This is a genomic window from Pseudomonas sp. NPDC079367, assembly GCF_044542195.1.
Classification (GTDB): domain Bacteria; phylum Pseudomonadota; class Gammaproteobacteria; order Pseudomonadales; family Pseudomonadaceae; genus Aquipseudomonas.
Window position 1 is genome coordinate 868547 of the sequence record NZ_JBITTW010000001.1, and the last position, 14079, is coordinate 882625.

Genomic DNA, 14079 nt, shown 5'->3' on the forward strand with positions numbered 1-14079 from the left:
GCTATAGACTGCACGGCATTCCCCCTTTGACAGAGGCTTGAACCGATGGAACATGTCGATCACATTCTCATCGTCGACGACGACCGCGAGATCCGTGAGCTGGTAGGCAACTACCTGAAGAAAAACGGCCTGCGCACGACAGTGGTCGCCGATGGCCGGCAGATGCGCAGCTTCCTTGATGCCAACACCGTCGACCTGATCGTGCTCGACATCATGATGCCGGGCGACGATGGCCTGCAGCTGTGCCGCGAATTGCGCGTCGGCAAACACAAGGCGACGCCGGTGCTGATGCTCACCGCGCGCAACGATGAGACCGACCGCATCATCGGCCTGGAAATGGGCGCCGACGATTACCTGACCAAACCCTTCGCCGCCCGTGAACTGCTGGCGCGGATCAACGCCGTGTTGCGCCGCACACGCATGTTGCCGCCGAACCTGGTGGTCACCGAAGCCGGACGCCTGCTGGCATTCGGTCGTTGGCAACTGGACACCTCGGCCCGGCACTTGCTCGACAGCGACGGCACCATGGTGGCCCTCAGTGGCGCCGAATACCGCCTGCTGCGGGTATTTCTCGACCATCCGCAACGGGTGCTCAGCCGTGACCAATTGCTCAACCTGACCCAGGGACGCGAAGCCGATCTGTTCGACCGTTCCATCGATCTGCTGGTCAGCCGCCTGCGTCAGCGTCTGCTCGACGATGCCCGCGAGCCGGCTTACATCAAGACCGTGCGCAGTGAAGGTTACGTGTTTTCACTGCCGGTCGAACTGCTCGGGGCGTCGGCATGAAACTCAAGCTGCAATGGCCGCGCACACTCGCCTCGCGCCTGTCGCTGATTTTCCTGATCGGGCTGATTCTGGCGCAGGGCCTGTCGTTCGGCGCGCAGTATTACGAGCGTTACCAGAGTGCGAAAAGCACCATGCTCGGCAACCTCGAAACCGACGTCTCGACGTCGATGGCGATCCTCGATCGCCTGCCCGCCGCCGAACGCGAGGCCTGGTTGCCGCGTCTGGCACGGCGCAATTACGGCTACCTGCTCAATGAGGGCGAACCGGGCATGCCGGTGACCTCGGCTGAAGAGTCCGTTGCCATTGCCTCGATTACCGCGGCCATCGGCGATACTTATCCAATCGTGTTTACCGAGGTTCCCGGTGGGCAGAGACGACATTTCCAGGGCCATCTGCGCCTGAGCGACGGCAGCCCCGTGACCATCGATATCCGTCCGGCGATGGTGCCGTTGTCACCGTGGTTGCCGGTGGTGCTGCTCGGCCAACTGGCGTTGCTGATCCTCTGCACCTGGCTCGCCGTGCGCATCGCCATTCGTCCCCTCACCCGCCTCGCCAACGCCGTGGAAACCCTCGACCCCAACGCACACCCGGTCAAACTCGACGAGCAAGGCCCGACTGAAGTGGTTCACGCGGCGCGGGCGTTTAACGCCATGCAAACGCGCATTGCCGCCTACTTGAAAGAACGCATGCAACTGCTGGCGGCGATCTCCCATGATCTGCAAACGCCGATCACGCGGATGAAACTGCGCGCGGAGTTCATGGACGACTCGGTCGAGAAAGACAAACTGAGCAGCGATCTCGGCGAGATCGAGCATCTGGTGCGCGAAGGCGTGGCCTATGCCCGCAGCATTCATGGCGCCACCGAAGAAAGCCGCCGTACCGATCTCGACTCGTTCCTTGACAGCCTGGTCTTCGACTATCAGGACATGGGCAAGGACGTTCAGCTCGGCGGCAAAAGCAAAGCGGTAATCGAAACCCGTCCGCAAGCCCTGCGTCGGGTGCTGGTGAACCTGACCGACAACGCCCTGAAATTCGCCGGCGCCGCGCAATTGCAGGTCGAAGCGCAGGGCAACAGCCTGTCGGTGAAAGTCCTCGATCGCGGCCCGGGCATCGCCGAGGCCGAACTGGCGCAGGTGCTGGAACCGTTCTACCGCGTGGAAAACTCGCGCAATCGCGACACCGGCGGTACCGGGCTCGGATTGGCGATCGCCCAGCAATTGGCGATGGCGCTGGGTGGCTCGCTGCTGTTGAGCAATCGTGAAGGCGGCGGGCTCTGCGCTGAACTGAAGTTGCCGCTGCACGGCTGACAGCCACTGTTTAAATTTCCCTCCTGCCGCCCTGCTGTTTCCATCCGAACAGCAGGCATCTGCCTACAACCTCGCCGGAATTTCCCGACTGTTGCGCCCGGGCGAAGCCCCCTATGGTTATGCATGCGCAGACGCCTCGCTACTGTCAGACCTGACAGTAGCGAGGCGTCTGCCCTGTGCTGTTTGATGACGGCTCGCGAACCGTAACGAGGATCAGCCATGACTCTGCTCGAATCCGTCACCCAGGTATGTCATCGGCTGGCGCCCGGCGGCTGGCGTTCGCTGATGTTGGCCCATGGCCTTGATCTGTTGGCAGAGCCACTGGCAGCCGAGCTGCGACGACCCCTGACGGTTAATCGCTGCCTGAGCGGATTCGAAGATTTCGACCCCGACGGAGTCTGCGCAATCGAAGCGGCGGCGCCCTCGCGCAGCTTGCTGTATCACGCGCTGGCATCACCGCAAGTGACCGTCGACGAAACCGGAACGGATCTGCTGCTGTTGCCGACTCAGGGCGAAATCGAAACCGTTCTGAACTATGTCTACAGCATCGCCCCGCCCACCCTCGATCAACTGCGCCTGACCGCCGCTGGCGCGCCCTTGGCGGTAGTGGCCTTTGCCAGTGAATATCGCTGCGCGGCCGACACCGTGCACGGCCGACACGCCGATCTTTGCTTTTCGCGCACCGGCATTGCCCGCGTCGGCACGATGCCTGCCCGGTATGACGCCAGACAGCGATGCTTCCTGCCCTTTGTCGACGGCGACGCCCATGGCATCCGGGTCATGCCGGTGCTCTACAGCGCGTACATTGCCATGCAATTGCGTGGTGATGCGCAGCGCTTCGGGCCGATGGACTTTCAGGCCGACGTCGATCCCGAGCTGGATTTCTGGGTGCCGCTGCACAAGCTGTTCGATGGCGACCAGTGCCTGGCGGGCCTGCAACTGGCGGTGACCCTGGAAAATCATCAGATCAACGAGAAGTTGCGGCACATCCATTTACGTCACAGTGGCACCGGCTGGGCGGAACCGCAGATCAGCCAGCCGCCCTTTGTCGTGACCGATGATCTGGCTGCCTGGGCAACTGTGGAGGATTTCGGCACCGGACTGCTGCTGCCAGAGCCGAAAGCACGGCTGGTCGAGCCCGCCAGACTCGAGGGCCGACCGCTATCGTTTCTGATGCCAGCCAACACCGGCGGCATGGTGCATGGCCGACACAAGGTTGACGCAGACGGCAGCATCAATGATTTGAACAACCACCCCGATGTCGAAGCGCTGGTGCGTGCAGGCGGTTATGAGGCCCTGCACTACCAAGACGCGACAGCTGACGGATGGGTTCGGCCACACTGCCCGGTCCTCAACGACCTGCTGCCGACGGTGGCTGCCTATTCGATTATCGGCCCTCCGGATTTTTACCCACTGTGCAGTCAGCGCAAACTGCTGCGCTGGGTCCGCGAAGAGCCGCTTTTCCCCGATCCCGACATTTGGCACGCCCGCCTCGAAGCGCTTTCCAACGTGCGGTATTGCGCCAACCTGAATCTCAAGGATCAGTTGTTTTCTGACAAGGATCGAGGGGTGACGGCGATTGTCGCTTCGGCTGAACCGCGCCTGCGCACGTCATCGCAAATGCCGCTCGCTCAGAGTTCGCGACCTTCCTCGCTGCCCGACGGCGCCGCCGGGGTTTTCGGTCCGGGCTGGGAAGTAGGCTGGATTCGACAGAAAACTTCCGATGCGCAATGGATCAATGTGTTGGCCGGCTATCAGATGGCAAGCCCGTTTCCCGAAGATGCGAAAATCTGCGCGGCTCTGGGCTCCTTCTGGCCGGGGGTGGCACCGGACTCGGTGCGCGTTTTCGAACCACGTTCAAGTCTGCACACCATCATCCCGTTGACCGATCAGGAAATTAACCAGCACGGTGCCATTGCCTGGGACGATCAGCCGGGTCCGCAACTCATCGTTCAAGACAATCGCCTGTTTGCCCAGTACCACGCCTATGCCCACGCCGATTACACCCAGGTCGCCCTGGACGGGCTTTTTTCCCTGAGCCTGACCGGCCGCACATCACAACCCGCGTATGAGCGGCGGGTCGTTTCGATGCATCGGGTTTATCAGGTGCTTGGCGCTGACGATGACAACGCCCAGCGCAATGCCTGGCCGCTGCTGTCGTTTCTCGAGGTGCAGCAACCGGACAACGAACTCGATACGGCCCAGCAGGAAGCCGGCATTGTTCTCGAGGGCTGGGTGCAGCGTTTTTCGATGTACAAGCGCGGGGCTGTCAGCACTGCCGATGATGATTTCAAATTGCGTCACGTCGAAGTGGAGCGACAGGTCCTGTTGTTCGTCAGCACCGATACCATCCTGATGAAACAGGATGCAGAGGCCTGGCAGATCGCTGATGAAACACTTTGATGTTGTGGTGATTGGCGCAGGCCCTGCGGGCTGCGCCAGCGCCATCAGTTGTGCCCGCCGAGGGTTGCGCGTGGCTTTGCTCGAACGGCACGCGTTTCCCCGATTCCGCCCCGGCGAAAGCCTGCATCCGGGGATCGAACCGTTATTGCGACAGCTCGGCATCGCCGATCTGCTCGGTGCCTCGTCGACTCTGCGCTTTGAAGGCCAATGGGTGCACTGGCACGGCCCGGCGCGTTTCAACGCTTTCGGCACGGATGCAAATGGCCCATGGCGCGGCTTCCATATCAGCCGCGCGCAATTGGACAGGGCGTTGTTGCAGCAAGCGGCGTCCACGGGGGTCGAGGTGTATCAGCCATGTCGGGCGCAGCAGGTGCTCACCCATGGGCGCCGAGTCATCGGTGTGGAGACCGACAGCGGCTGCCTTTCTGCCTCGTATTTGATCGACGCCAGTGGAGCTACCGGCTGGCTTGGCCGCAAACTGCACCTGACGGAACAAATCGATTCTCCTGCGTTGGTGGCTCGCTACGGTTATTTGCAGGGTCGCTGCGAGCCCTACGCAAGCCATCCGCATTTGCTGGCTACCCCTGATGGCTGGACCTGGATCGCTCAGGTCAAGGCACAGTTGCTGCACTGGACACACCTGACGCTGGAAGCCGAGGCTACGCCGGGGATAAATCCTTGCCTGCGAATATTGCCCGCAGACCTGCAGGCATTACCGCAGGCGGGCCCGATACGCGGTGCGGATGTGAGCTGGCGCATAAGCGAGGTTGTGGCCGGTGATGGGTACTTTCTTGTGGGTGATGCTGCAAGCCGGCTCGACCCGGCTTCGTCGCACGGGGTGCTCAAGGCGTTGATGAGCGGCATGCAGGCCGCTCAAGCCATTCACGACGGCTGGTTCCGACCGCTACTGCGACCGCTCGCACAAGCACAGTATCAGCGATGGCTGCGCTGCTGGTATGAACACGACCTGACACAGCTGCGCAGTTTCTATGGTCAACACCCGTTCCCGCCCCGATGGCTGGGCACTGATTGAGCAAAAGGAGTCTAGACTCATTCATTACCCAGTCGAGGGGGCCGCAGGACTTCTGCTGTGCCCTGCCCCTATCCGTGACCACCGCCCGGTGGCGCCTGCCTCGACATTCAACGCCGCCGGACGGTGATCCTGTTTCAGGAGCACACGTGATGAATGAGGCGAAGCTCAACGAATTCATGGGCAAACTGGTCAACGACATGGGCGGCGCGGCGATGCTGGCCAATGTCATTGTCGGCGAAGAACTCGGTCTGTACCGGGCAATGGCCGACAGCCAACCGATCAGCCCCGAAGCCCTCGCGGCAAAAACCGACTGCAACCCGCGCCTGGTGCGCGAATGGCTGAGCGCCCACGCCGCGTCCGGTTACATGGAGCACCTTGACGGTCAGTTTCGCTTGCCGCAAGAACAGGCACTGGCGCTGGCAGTGGAAGATTCCCCTGTGTACGTGGCCGGCGGCCTCGGCGTGGTCGCGTCGTTTTTCCATGACAAGGACAAACTGGTCAAGGCCATGCGCGGCAACGGCGCTCTGTCCTGGGGCGATCACCACCCGTGCATGTTCAGCGGCACCGAACGCTTCTTCCGCCCCGGCTACAAAGGTCATCTGATCGCGGAATGGCTGCCGGCACTCGACGGTGTGGTGGCCAAACTCGAACGCGGCGCCAAAGTCGCCGACATCGGCTGCGGCCACGGAGCGTCGACGGTGATCATGGCCCAGGCGTTTCCCAAGTCACAGTTTGTCGGTTTTGACTTTCACGTGCCGTCGATCACGGTTGCCACGCAACGCGCCGAAGAAGGTGGCGTGGGCAACCGCGCCAGATTCTTCGAGGGCACGGCGAAAAACTATCCTGGCGGCGACTATGACCTGGTCTGCTTTTTTGATTGCCTGCACGACATGGGCGACCCGGTCGGTGCCGCCCGTCATGCGTATGAGTCACTCAAAGACGACGGAACAGTGTTGCTGGTCGAACCGTTCGCCAACGATAAACTGGACGACAATCTCAACGCGGTCGGGCGCCTGTTCTACGCCGCCTCGACGTTTATCTGCACGCCCAACTCACTGTCTCAGGAAGTCGGTTTCGGGCTCGGTGCGCAGGCAGGTGAATTGCGCTTGCGCAAAGTCTTTGCCGAAGCCGGGTTCAAACAGTTCCGCCGCGCCACGCAAACGCCGTTCAACCTGATTCTGGAGGCGCGCAAGTAACCCATGCGGATCGCGTGCTAACCTGCGAGCACTGTCCAATCTGGAGTGCTGAGCATGCTCGACAGCCCGATCCGTGAACATTTCGACACGCTGCTGCAGGCCATGGCCGAAGACAAGTTTCTAGTGCTGACCGGCGCCGGCATCAGCACACCTTCGGGCATTCCGGACTACCGCGACAGCGACGGCGTGCGTCGCGGACGGCAGCCGATGATGTATCAGGAATTCCTTGCCGCCCCGCAATCACGTCGTCGCTACTGGGCACGGGCCATGCTCGGCTGGCCACGCGTGCGCCAGGCCCGACCGAACGCCGCACATGAAGCGTTGGCGACGCTGCAGCAGCGTGGCCGAATCAGCGCTTTGATCACGCAGAACGTCGACACCTTGCACGATCAGGCCGGCAGCCATGATGTGATCGAACTGCACGGCAGCTTGCATCGGGTGCTGTGCCTGGACTGCGGCCAGCGCAGCCAGCGCGACGAGATTCAGCAGCAGATGGAAGCACACAATCCCTATCTGAGAGGCGTTGACGCGGTGCAGGCGCCGGATGGCGATACCCTGCTTGATCCGGCGTTCGAGGCGCGCTTTCAGGTGCCACAGTGTCCGCATTGTGCGGGTGAGCGGATGAAGCCGGATGTGGTTTTTTTCGGCGAAAACGTGGCGCCGCCAACGGCGGCACGGGCAATGGCGGCTGCCGAAAATGCGGCGGGGTTGCTGGTGGTGGGGTCGTCGTTGATGGCGTATTCGGCGTTTCGCCTGTGCCGGGTCATCGCCGAGCGCGGCAAGCCGTTGATTGCGATCAACCTGGGCAAGACCCGGGCCGACGATTTGCTCGATTTGAAGATTGAAGGGTCGTGCGAAGCGCTACTGCCGCTGCTGGCACAGCGTCTGCAATTCTGAAGCCCATTTCGCAGGTGCTCAGGGCAGCAGACGTTCGCTCAGGTTTTCCTGCTGGAGAATATCGAACAATGCCTGGGCCGCCGCCGAGAGCTCATTGCCCGGCTCGGTCAACACGCCAATTGCCCGCTCGACCGAATCATTCAAGGTCAGACACTGCGCGCCCAGCTCGCGCATTTGCCCCGTACACAACGCCGGCACCGCGCTGACCCCGAGCCCACTGGCCACCATCCGGCCGACCGTCGCCAATTGATGGCTTTCGAATTCCACGGGTAACTTCATCCCGCGCGCCTGCAGATGCTCTTCAAGCATGACCCGCACTGTCGAGGGCCGCTGCAGGGTGATGAACGGTTCTTGCAGCAAGGTCTGCCAATCAATGTCGGCGCGTTTGGCCAGCACTGAATCCGCCGGCACCACTGCGACAAAGCGGTCGACATAAAGCGGCGTGAACGTCACCGAAGTGCTCTGCATTGGCGCGAACGCCACGCCAAGTTCAACCTGACGATCGCGGACCATTTCCAGCACTTGCTCGTTGATCACGTCATTGACCGTCACGTTGACGTTCGGATATCGCGCGCGAAAACTCTTGAGGATCGGCGGCAGCAGATTGCCAGCAAACGACGGCATCGCCGCCAGCGTTACGCGCCCGCGCTGCAGGCTGAAGCGCTGACGCATTTCGTCCTCGGCGTTGTCCCAGTCCGCGATCAACCGGCGCGCCAACGGCAGCAGCGATTCCCCTTCCGCGGTCAGCGCGACATTACGGGTGTTGCGGCTGAACAGGCGCCCGCCCAAGCCTTCTTCCAGCGCCTTGATGGTCAGGCTGAGCGCCGATTGCGACAGGTGCAGACGCTCGCAGGCCACAGCGAAACTGAGGCTATGGGCCACGGCGAGAAAGGCACGGATCTGCTTGATGGTCATAATAAAGGCTCTGAGCATGAAACTCGGTCATGTAGGAGCTGCCGAAGGCTGCGATCTTTTGACGTTGATTTTTTAAGATCAAAAGATCGCAGCCTTCGGCAGCTCCTACAGACAATCATCGATTTCGGCGATCGTTGAGTTTTATCAATCAATCAACCGCAAAAATCAACTTAACAAATATATTTCACGGAGAGACACTCCAGTCATTCGGCTAGCCAGCCGCCCGCAAATAATAAAAGAGGTGCCTATGGCAGGTTTCGACAAGCGTGTGTATTCCTACGAGGAAGCGATGGCCGGGCTGGAAGACGGCATGACCGTTATCGCCGGCGGCTTTGGGCTATGCGGCATTCCGGAAAATCTGATCGCCGAGATCAAGCGCAAGGGCACCCGTGACCTCACCGTGGTTTCCAACAACTGCGGCGTCGACGGTTTCGGCCTCGGCGTGCTGCTCACCGATCGCCAGATCAGCAAAGTCATCGCCTCTTACGTCGGCGAAAACAAGCTGTTCGAGGAGCAACTGCTCAAGGGCGACATCGAAGTTATCCTCACCCCGCAAGGCACCCTCGCCGAGAAAATGCGCGCTGGCGGTGCCGGCATTCCGGCGTTCTTCACTGCCACCGGCGTCGGCACCCCGGTGGCTGAAGGCAAGGAAGTGCGTGAGTTCAAGGGACGCAAGTACCTGATGGAAGAGTCCATCACCGGCGACTTTGCCATCGTCAAAGGCTGGAAGGCTGACCATTTCGGTAACGTCGTTTACCGCCACACCGCCCAGAACTTCAACCCGCTGGCGGCCACTGCCGGCAAGATCACCGTGGTCGAAGTCGAAGAAATCGTCGAGCCCGGCGAACTCGACCCCACGCAGATCCACACCCCGGGCATCTACGTCGATCGAGTCATTTGCGGCACGTTCGAAAAACGCATCGAACAGCGCACCATCCGCAAATAATTCAGGCCTACGGAGAACAACAACATGGCACTTACCCGCGAACAAATGGCTCAGCGCGTCGCCCGCGAAATGCAGGACGGCTACTACGTAAACCTCGGTATCGGCATTCCGACCCTGGTCGCCAACTACATCCCCGAAGGCATGGAAGTCATGCTGCAATCGGAAAACGGCCTGCTCGGCATGGGACCGTTTCCGACCGAAGAAACCATTGATGCCGACATGATCAACGCCGGCAAACAAACCGTGACCGCACGGATCGGCGCGTCAATCTTCAATTCCGCCGAATCCTTTGCGATGATCCGCGGCGGCCATGTCGACCTGACCGTACTCGGCGCGTTCGAAGTCGACGTCGGAGGCAACATCGCTTCGTGGATGATCCCCGGCAAACTCGTCAAGGGCATGGGCGGCGCGATGGATCTGGTGGCCGGTGCCGACAACATCATTGTCATCATGACCCACGCGTCCAAGGACGGTGAATCCAAGCTGCTGGCCAAATGCAGTCTGCCGCTGACCGGAGCCGGTTGCATCAAGCGCGTGCTGACTGACCTCGCCTATCTGGAAATCGAAAATGGCGCTTTTGTCCTCAAGGAACGCGCACCTGGCGTCAGCGTTGAAGAAATCGTCGCCAAAACCGCTGGTAAACTGATCGTCCCGGATCACGTACCGCAAATGCAGTTCGCTGCCGAGTGAGGAATTCGAAAATGCAAGACGTCGTCATTGTTGCCGCCACGCGTACCGCGATCGGCAGTTTTCAGGGCTCCCTGGCCAGCGTGTCCGCCGTAGATCTGGGCGCGGCGGTGATCCGCCAGTTGCTCGAGCAGACCGGCCTCGACGGTGCGCAGGTCGATGAAGTGATCATGGGTCAGGTGCTGACCGCCGGTGCCGGGCAGAACCCGGCGCGTCAGGCCGCGATCAAGGCCGGCCTGCCCCACGCGGTGCCGGCCATGACCCTGAACAAAGTCTGCGGTTCGGGCCTGAAAGCCTTGCATCTCGGGGCACAGGCAATCCGTTGCGGCGACGCTGAAGTGATCATCGCCGGCGGTCAGGAGAACATGAGCCTGTCCAACTACATCATGCCGGGCGCGCGCACTGGTCTGCGCATGGGCCACGCACAAATCGTCGACACCATGATCAGCGACGGCCTGTGGGATGCGTTCAACGATTACCACATGGGCATTACCGCCGAGAATCTGGTGGACAAGTATGAAATCAGCCGCGAACAGCAGGACGCCTTTGCTGCCGCTTCCCAGCAGAAAGCTGCCGCTGCGATTGAGGCGGGCCGCTTCGTTGAGGAAATCACGCCGATCCTGATTCCGCAGCGTAAAGGTGATCCTGTCGCGTTCAAGGTCGACGAGCAGCCACGCGGCGACACCAGCGCCGAATCCCTGGCGAAATTGCGCCCGGCGTTCAAAAAGGACGGCAGCGTCACCGCTGGCAACGCCTCGTCGCTGAACGATGGCGCTGCCGCCGTGATACTCATGAGTGCCGAGAAAGCCAAGTCGCTGGGCCTGCCGGTGCTGGCCAAAATCGCTGCCTACGCCAACGCTGGCGTCGATCCGGCGATCATGGGCATCGGCCCGGTATCGGCCACCCGCCGATGCCTGGACAAGGCCGGCTGGAGCATCGATCAGCTCGACCTGATCGAAGCCAACGAAGCGTTCGCCGCACAATCGCTGGCCGTGGCCAAAGACCTGCAATGGGATCTGGCCAAGGTCAACGTCAACGGCGGCGCCATCGCCCTCGGCCATCCGATCGGTGCATCGGGCTGCCGCGTGCTGGTGACATTGCTGCATGAAATGCTCAAGCGCGACGCGAAAAAAGGCTTGGCGACTTTGTGCATCGGCGGCGGCCAGGGTGTGGCTTTGGCGCTGGAACGCGTCTGATACGAAGTTCAAGGCCAGCGGCGGATCCACGACATCCGCTGTTGGCTGGCAACAAAAAACCCGGTGCGACTTGCGTTGCACCGGGTTTCTTTTTGCCGTCGAGAATCGTAGGGAATGGTCTGGCCCCTTCGCGAGCAGGCTCTCTCCCATTTTGCGATGCATTCCACTGTGGGCGCGGGCTTGTTCGCGAAGGGGCCAGGTCAGCCACCCAATCTATGGCTTGCGCAGCAAATAGGTATCCATGATCCACCCATGCTTCGCCCGTGCCGCTTTGCGCACCCGCTCAATCTCATCGGCGACATCCGCCAGCGTGCCGCTAAGCAGAACCTCGTCCGGCGTGCCCAGGTAAGCCCCCCAGAAAATCTCGGTCTGCCGGTCCGCCACCCGCTGATACGAATCTTCGGCATCAAGCATCACCACAACACTGTCCGCCTCACTCACCTGCCCCGCCGCCAACTGCCGGCCGGTGGTGATTTCCATCGAACGGCCGATCGTATTCAGCGGTATCTTGTGCTGCGCAGCCAGAGCCTGGACGCTGGTAATCCCGGGGATCACCTCGTACTCGAACGCGCAGCGGCCTGATGCCCGAATCGCTTGAAGGATCCGCACTGTGCTGTCGTATAACGCCGGGTCGCCCCAGACCAGGAAACCGCCGCACTGGCCGTCGGACAATTGTTCATCAATCAGCCGTTCGAAGGTCTGTTGTTTGGTGCGGTTCAGTGCATCGACGCTTGCCGTGTAATCGACATCACCCCGGTCGCGCTCCGGACTGCTGGCTTCGACAAAGCGATAAGCGTGATCGGTGATGTAGCGCTCGCAAATCTCGCGGCGCAGATCGATCAGCTTCTGCTTGCCCTCGCCTTTATCCAGCAGAAAGAACACATCGACCCGGTTCAGCGCTTTCACCGCCTGCATCGTGATGTAGTCCGGATTGCCGGCGCCAATGCCGATGACCAGCAGCTGTTTCATCACAATTCCTCTCCGAGAGCCGTGCCCGGCAAGCGTAGTCGCCAGATGCCGTTGAAGCGCAGCTCGATCATCGACAGCGGTTCGACGTCGATCGCGTTGAACGTTACGCCTTGCAGCACCTGCATCAACGCCGCGCGCATGACGAACGGATGGGTGACCGCCATCACGGGCCCCGGCGTTGCGGCGATGCTGTCGAGCCATCTTGAGACCCGTTCCGTCAGTTGTCTGAGCGACTCACCGCCGTGGGGTGCCGCGTCTGGATCGGCCAGCCAAACCCGCAACGCGTCGGCGTGATTGGCCTGCAAACCCTTGATCGACTGGCCGTGCCAGCCTCCCCAATCGCAATCGCGCAGGGCTGAGTCAATGTGCGCATCGACGCCCAGCCACGCCGCCGTCTGCCGGGTCCGCAACTCTGGCCCGCAAATCAGTCGCGATGGCGGAGCGAACCGCGCCTTGAAGGCGTCAGACGCTGCAGGCAAATCTTCAACAGGCTCGTCCGTAGGAAAACGCGCCAGTTTTTGTGCGACGGTTCGCGCATGGCAAATCAATGTCAAACGGCTACTTGGCACAAGCAGGTTCTCGGTTGAAAGTTAATACAAGTGACGGCACAGCCAATCCGCGAGCCATTGTGCCGTAAAACCGTGGGTATCAGGATTGCCGTCCTGCCATCCGCAGAAGCTTGGATAGGCAATGTCTCACACCAACCAAGGCAATGGACTACAACGCCGAGCTACTTCGGTGTAGCCCTTGTTAAACGGGAACCTTGCACGTTTTTGGTGCTCGCTGCACGTGTACAAAAATTCGCTAGACATGTAGCACTCATTACATAAATACTCTTTTTAACGGATTGTGAAACGAATTCGACACCCCATCCAGCAGGAGCACGGATGCCCCCTCTCAGAGACCTGATCACCGATCCCGGCCTGGACCTGACGCCGTCAGAGCGCAAAGTCGTCCGCGCCCTGCTCGATCAGTATCCGCGTAATGGTCTCGGACCGATGGCGAGGCTGGCCGAACATGCCGGTGTCAGCGATCCGACCATAGTCCGCCTGGTGAAAAAGCTCGGTTTCGGCGGTTATGCCGAGTTTCAGGAAGCCTTGCTCAGTGACATGGACCATCGCTTGCGTTCGCCACGCACACTGTTGCAGCCACGCTCGCAGCAGAACAAGGACGATGCCTGGGCCCATTACCTGGCCGACAGCCACCGTTTGCTGGTCGACACCCAAGCCCTGACCCAACCCGAAGATGTGCGAATCCTCGTCGAATGGCTGCTCGACAGCCGTCATCAGGTCTACTGCTTCGGTGGCCGCTTCAGCATTCTCATGGCCCATTACCTGCTCAACCACTTGCGCCTGCTGCGTCCCGGCTGCTTTGCCCTGGAAGACAACGCCCTGTTGCCTGACCGCTTGTTCGATCTGCAACGCCAGGACGTGGTGCTGGTGTTCGACTACCGGCGCTACCAGACCCAAGCCCTGCGTGTAGCCACTGCGGCGAAAAACAATAACGCGCGAGTGGTGCTGTTCACCGATGTCTACGCCTCGCCGTTGCGCGAAATGGCTGATCTGATCATCAGCGCGCCGGTGGAGTCGGCATCGCCGTTCGATACCATGGTGCCAGCGCTGGCGCAGGTCGAGGCGTTGATTGCCTGCCTGACCTTGCGCGTGCCGGATCCGGCCGATCGCCTGGAAGGCATCGATGCCCTGCGCAACGACTTTGCGACTCATCTGCTGGAGGAAAAATAAGG

13 protein-coding genes are annotated in these 14079 nt (G+C 61.0%); 10 read left to right on the forward strand and 3 right to left on the reverse strand.

All coding sequences use genetic code 11. The features are described from left to right. Positions 1-45 precede the first annotated feature (45 nt). The 6 genes from ACIGDJ_RS03855 (at position 46) to ACIGDJ_RS03880 (ending at position 7622) form a co-directional block, all read left to right on the forward strand. Positions 46-786, forward strand: a complete 741-nt coding sequence (locus tag ACIGDJ_RS03855; protein ID WP_039762337.1) for a response regulator — start codon at positions 46-48, stop codon at positions 784-786. After that, positions 783-2093, forward strand: coding sequence for an ATP-binding protein (locus tag ACIGDJ_RS03860; protein WP_101162656.1), 1311 nt, complete (start codon positions 783-785; stop codon positions 2091-2093). Before ACIGDJ_RS03855 ends, ACIGDJ_RS03860 begins: the two co-directional genes overlap by 4 nt. A 219-nt stretch (positions 2094-2312) precedes the next feature. Then, complete coding sequence (locus ACIGDJ_RS03865; protein ID WP_397478346.1) at positions 2313-4496, forward strand: hypothetical protein; 2184 nt, start codon at positions 2313-2315, stop codon at positions 4494-4496. Continuing rightward, positions 4483-5529 carry an NAD(P)/FAD-dependent oxidoreductase gene (locus ACIGDJ_RS03870; RefSeq protein WP_130000182.1) on the forward strand — a complete coding sequence of 349 codons (1047 nt, stop codon included), beginning with the start codon at positions 4483-4485 and terminating at the stop codon, positions 5527-5529. Before ACIGDJ_RS03865 ends, ACIGDJ_RS03870 begins: the two co-directional genes overlap by 14 nt. Before the next feature lie 149 nt (positions 5530-5678). Then, entirely contained in the window at positions 5679-6725 is a 1047-nt protein-coding gene (locus ACIGDJ_RS03875; RefSeq protein ID WP_397478347.1) for a class I SAM-dependent methyltransferase, read from the forward strand. 54 nt (positions 6726-6779) lie between these two features. Then, entirely contained in the window at positions 6780-7622 is an 843-nt protein-coding gene (locus ACIGDJ_RS03880) for an NAD-dependent protein deacetylase (RefSeq protein WP_397478348.1), read from the forward strand. Positions 7623-7640: 18 nt separating this feature from the next. Here the strand turns inward: ACIGDJ_RS03880 and ACIGDJ_RS03885 are convergent, their stop codons facing one another. Beyond that, positions 7641-8537: a LysR substrate-binding domain-containing protein gene (locus ACIGDJ_RS03885; protein ID WP_397478349.1), complete on the reverse strand. Its 897-nt coding sequence runs from the start codon at positions 8535-8537 to the stop codon at positions 7641-7643. A gap of 247 nt (positions 8538-8784) precedes the next feature. On the opposite strand from ACIGDJ_RS03885, the gene ACIGDJ_RS03890 reads away from it, so the two are divergent. From ACIGDJ_RS03890 to ACIGDJ_RS03900, 3 genes are read left to right on the forward strand one after another with little or no spacing between them, the layout of a single operon-like run. Further along, on the forward strand, positions 8785-9483 hold the full coding sequence (locus ACIGDJ_RS03890; protein WP_076567492.1) for a CoA transferase subunit A: 699 nt from the start codon (positions 8785-8787) through the stop codon (positions 9481-9483). A 24-nt stretch (positions 9484-9507) separates the two neighbouring features. Then, complete coding sequence (locus tag ACIGDJ_RS03895; protein ID WP_101162662.1) at positions 9508-10173, forward strand: CoA transferase subunit B; 666 nt, start codon at positions 9508-9510, stop codon at positions 10171-10173. Positions 10174-10184: 11 nt separating this feature from the next. Further along, complete coding sequence (locus ACIGDJ_RS03900; protein ID WP_397478350.1) at positions 10185-11366, forward strand: acetyl-CoA C-acetyltransferase; 1182 nt, start codon at positions 10185-10187, stop codon at positions 11364-11366. A 213-nt stretch (positions 11367-11579) separates the two neighbouring features. Here ACIGDJ_RS03900 and cobF read toward each other — a convergent pair whose 3' ends face one another. Both cobF and ACIGDJ_RS03910 read right to left on the reverse strand, forming a co-directional pair. Continuing rightward, positions 11580-12335: a precorrin-6A synthase (deacetylating) gene (gene cobF / locus ACIGDJ_RS03905; protein ID WP_397478351.1), complete on the reverse strand. Its 756-nt coding sequence runs from the start codon at positions 12333-12335 to the stop codon at positions 11580-11582. Beyond that, a complete protein-coding gene (locus ACIGDJ_RS03910; protein ID WP_313003118.1) occupies positions 12335-12814 on the reverse strand; it encodes a histidine phosphatase family protein in 480 nt (159 codons plus the stop codon). The genes cobF and ACIGDJ_RS03910 overlap by 1 nt, the downstream gene beginning before the upstream one ends. A 408-nt stretch (positions 12815-13222) precedes the next feature. On the opposite strand from ACIGDJ_RS03910, the gene ACIGDJ_RS03915 reads away from it, so the two are divergent. Then, positions 13223-14077: a MurR/RpiR family transcriptional regulator gene (locus ACIGDJ_RS03915; protein ID WP_101162666.1), complete on the forward strand. Its 855-nt coding sequence runs from the start codon at positions 13223-13225 to the stop codon at positions 14075-14077. The last annotated feature ends 2 nt before the right edge of the window (positions 14078-14079 follow it).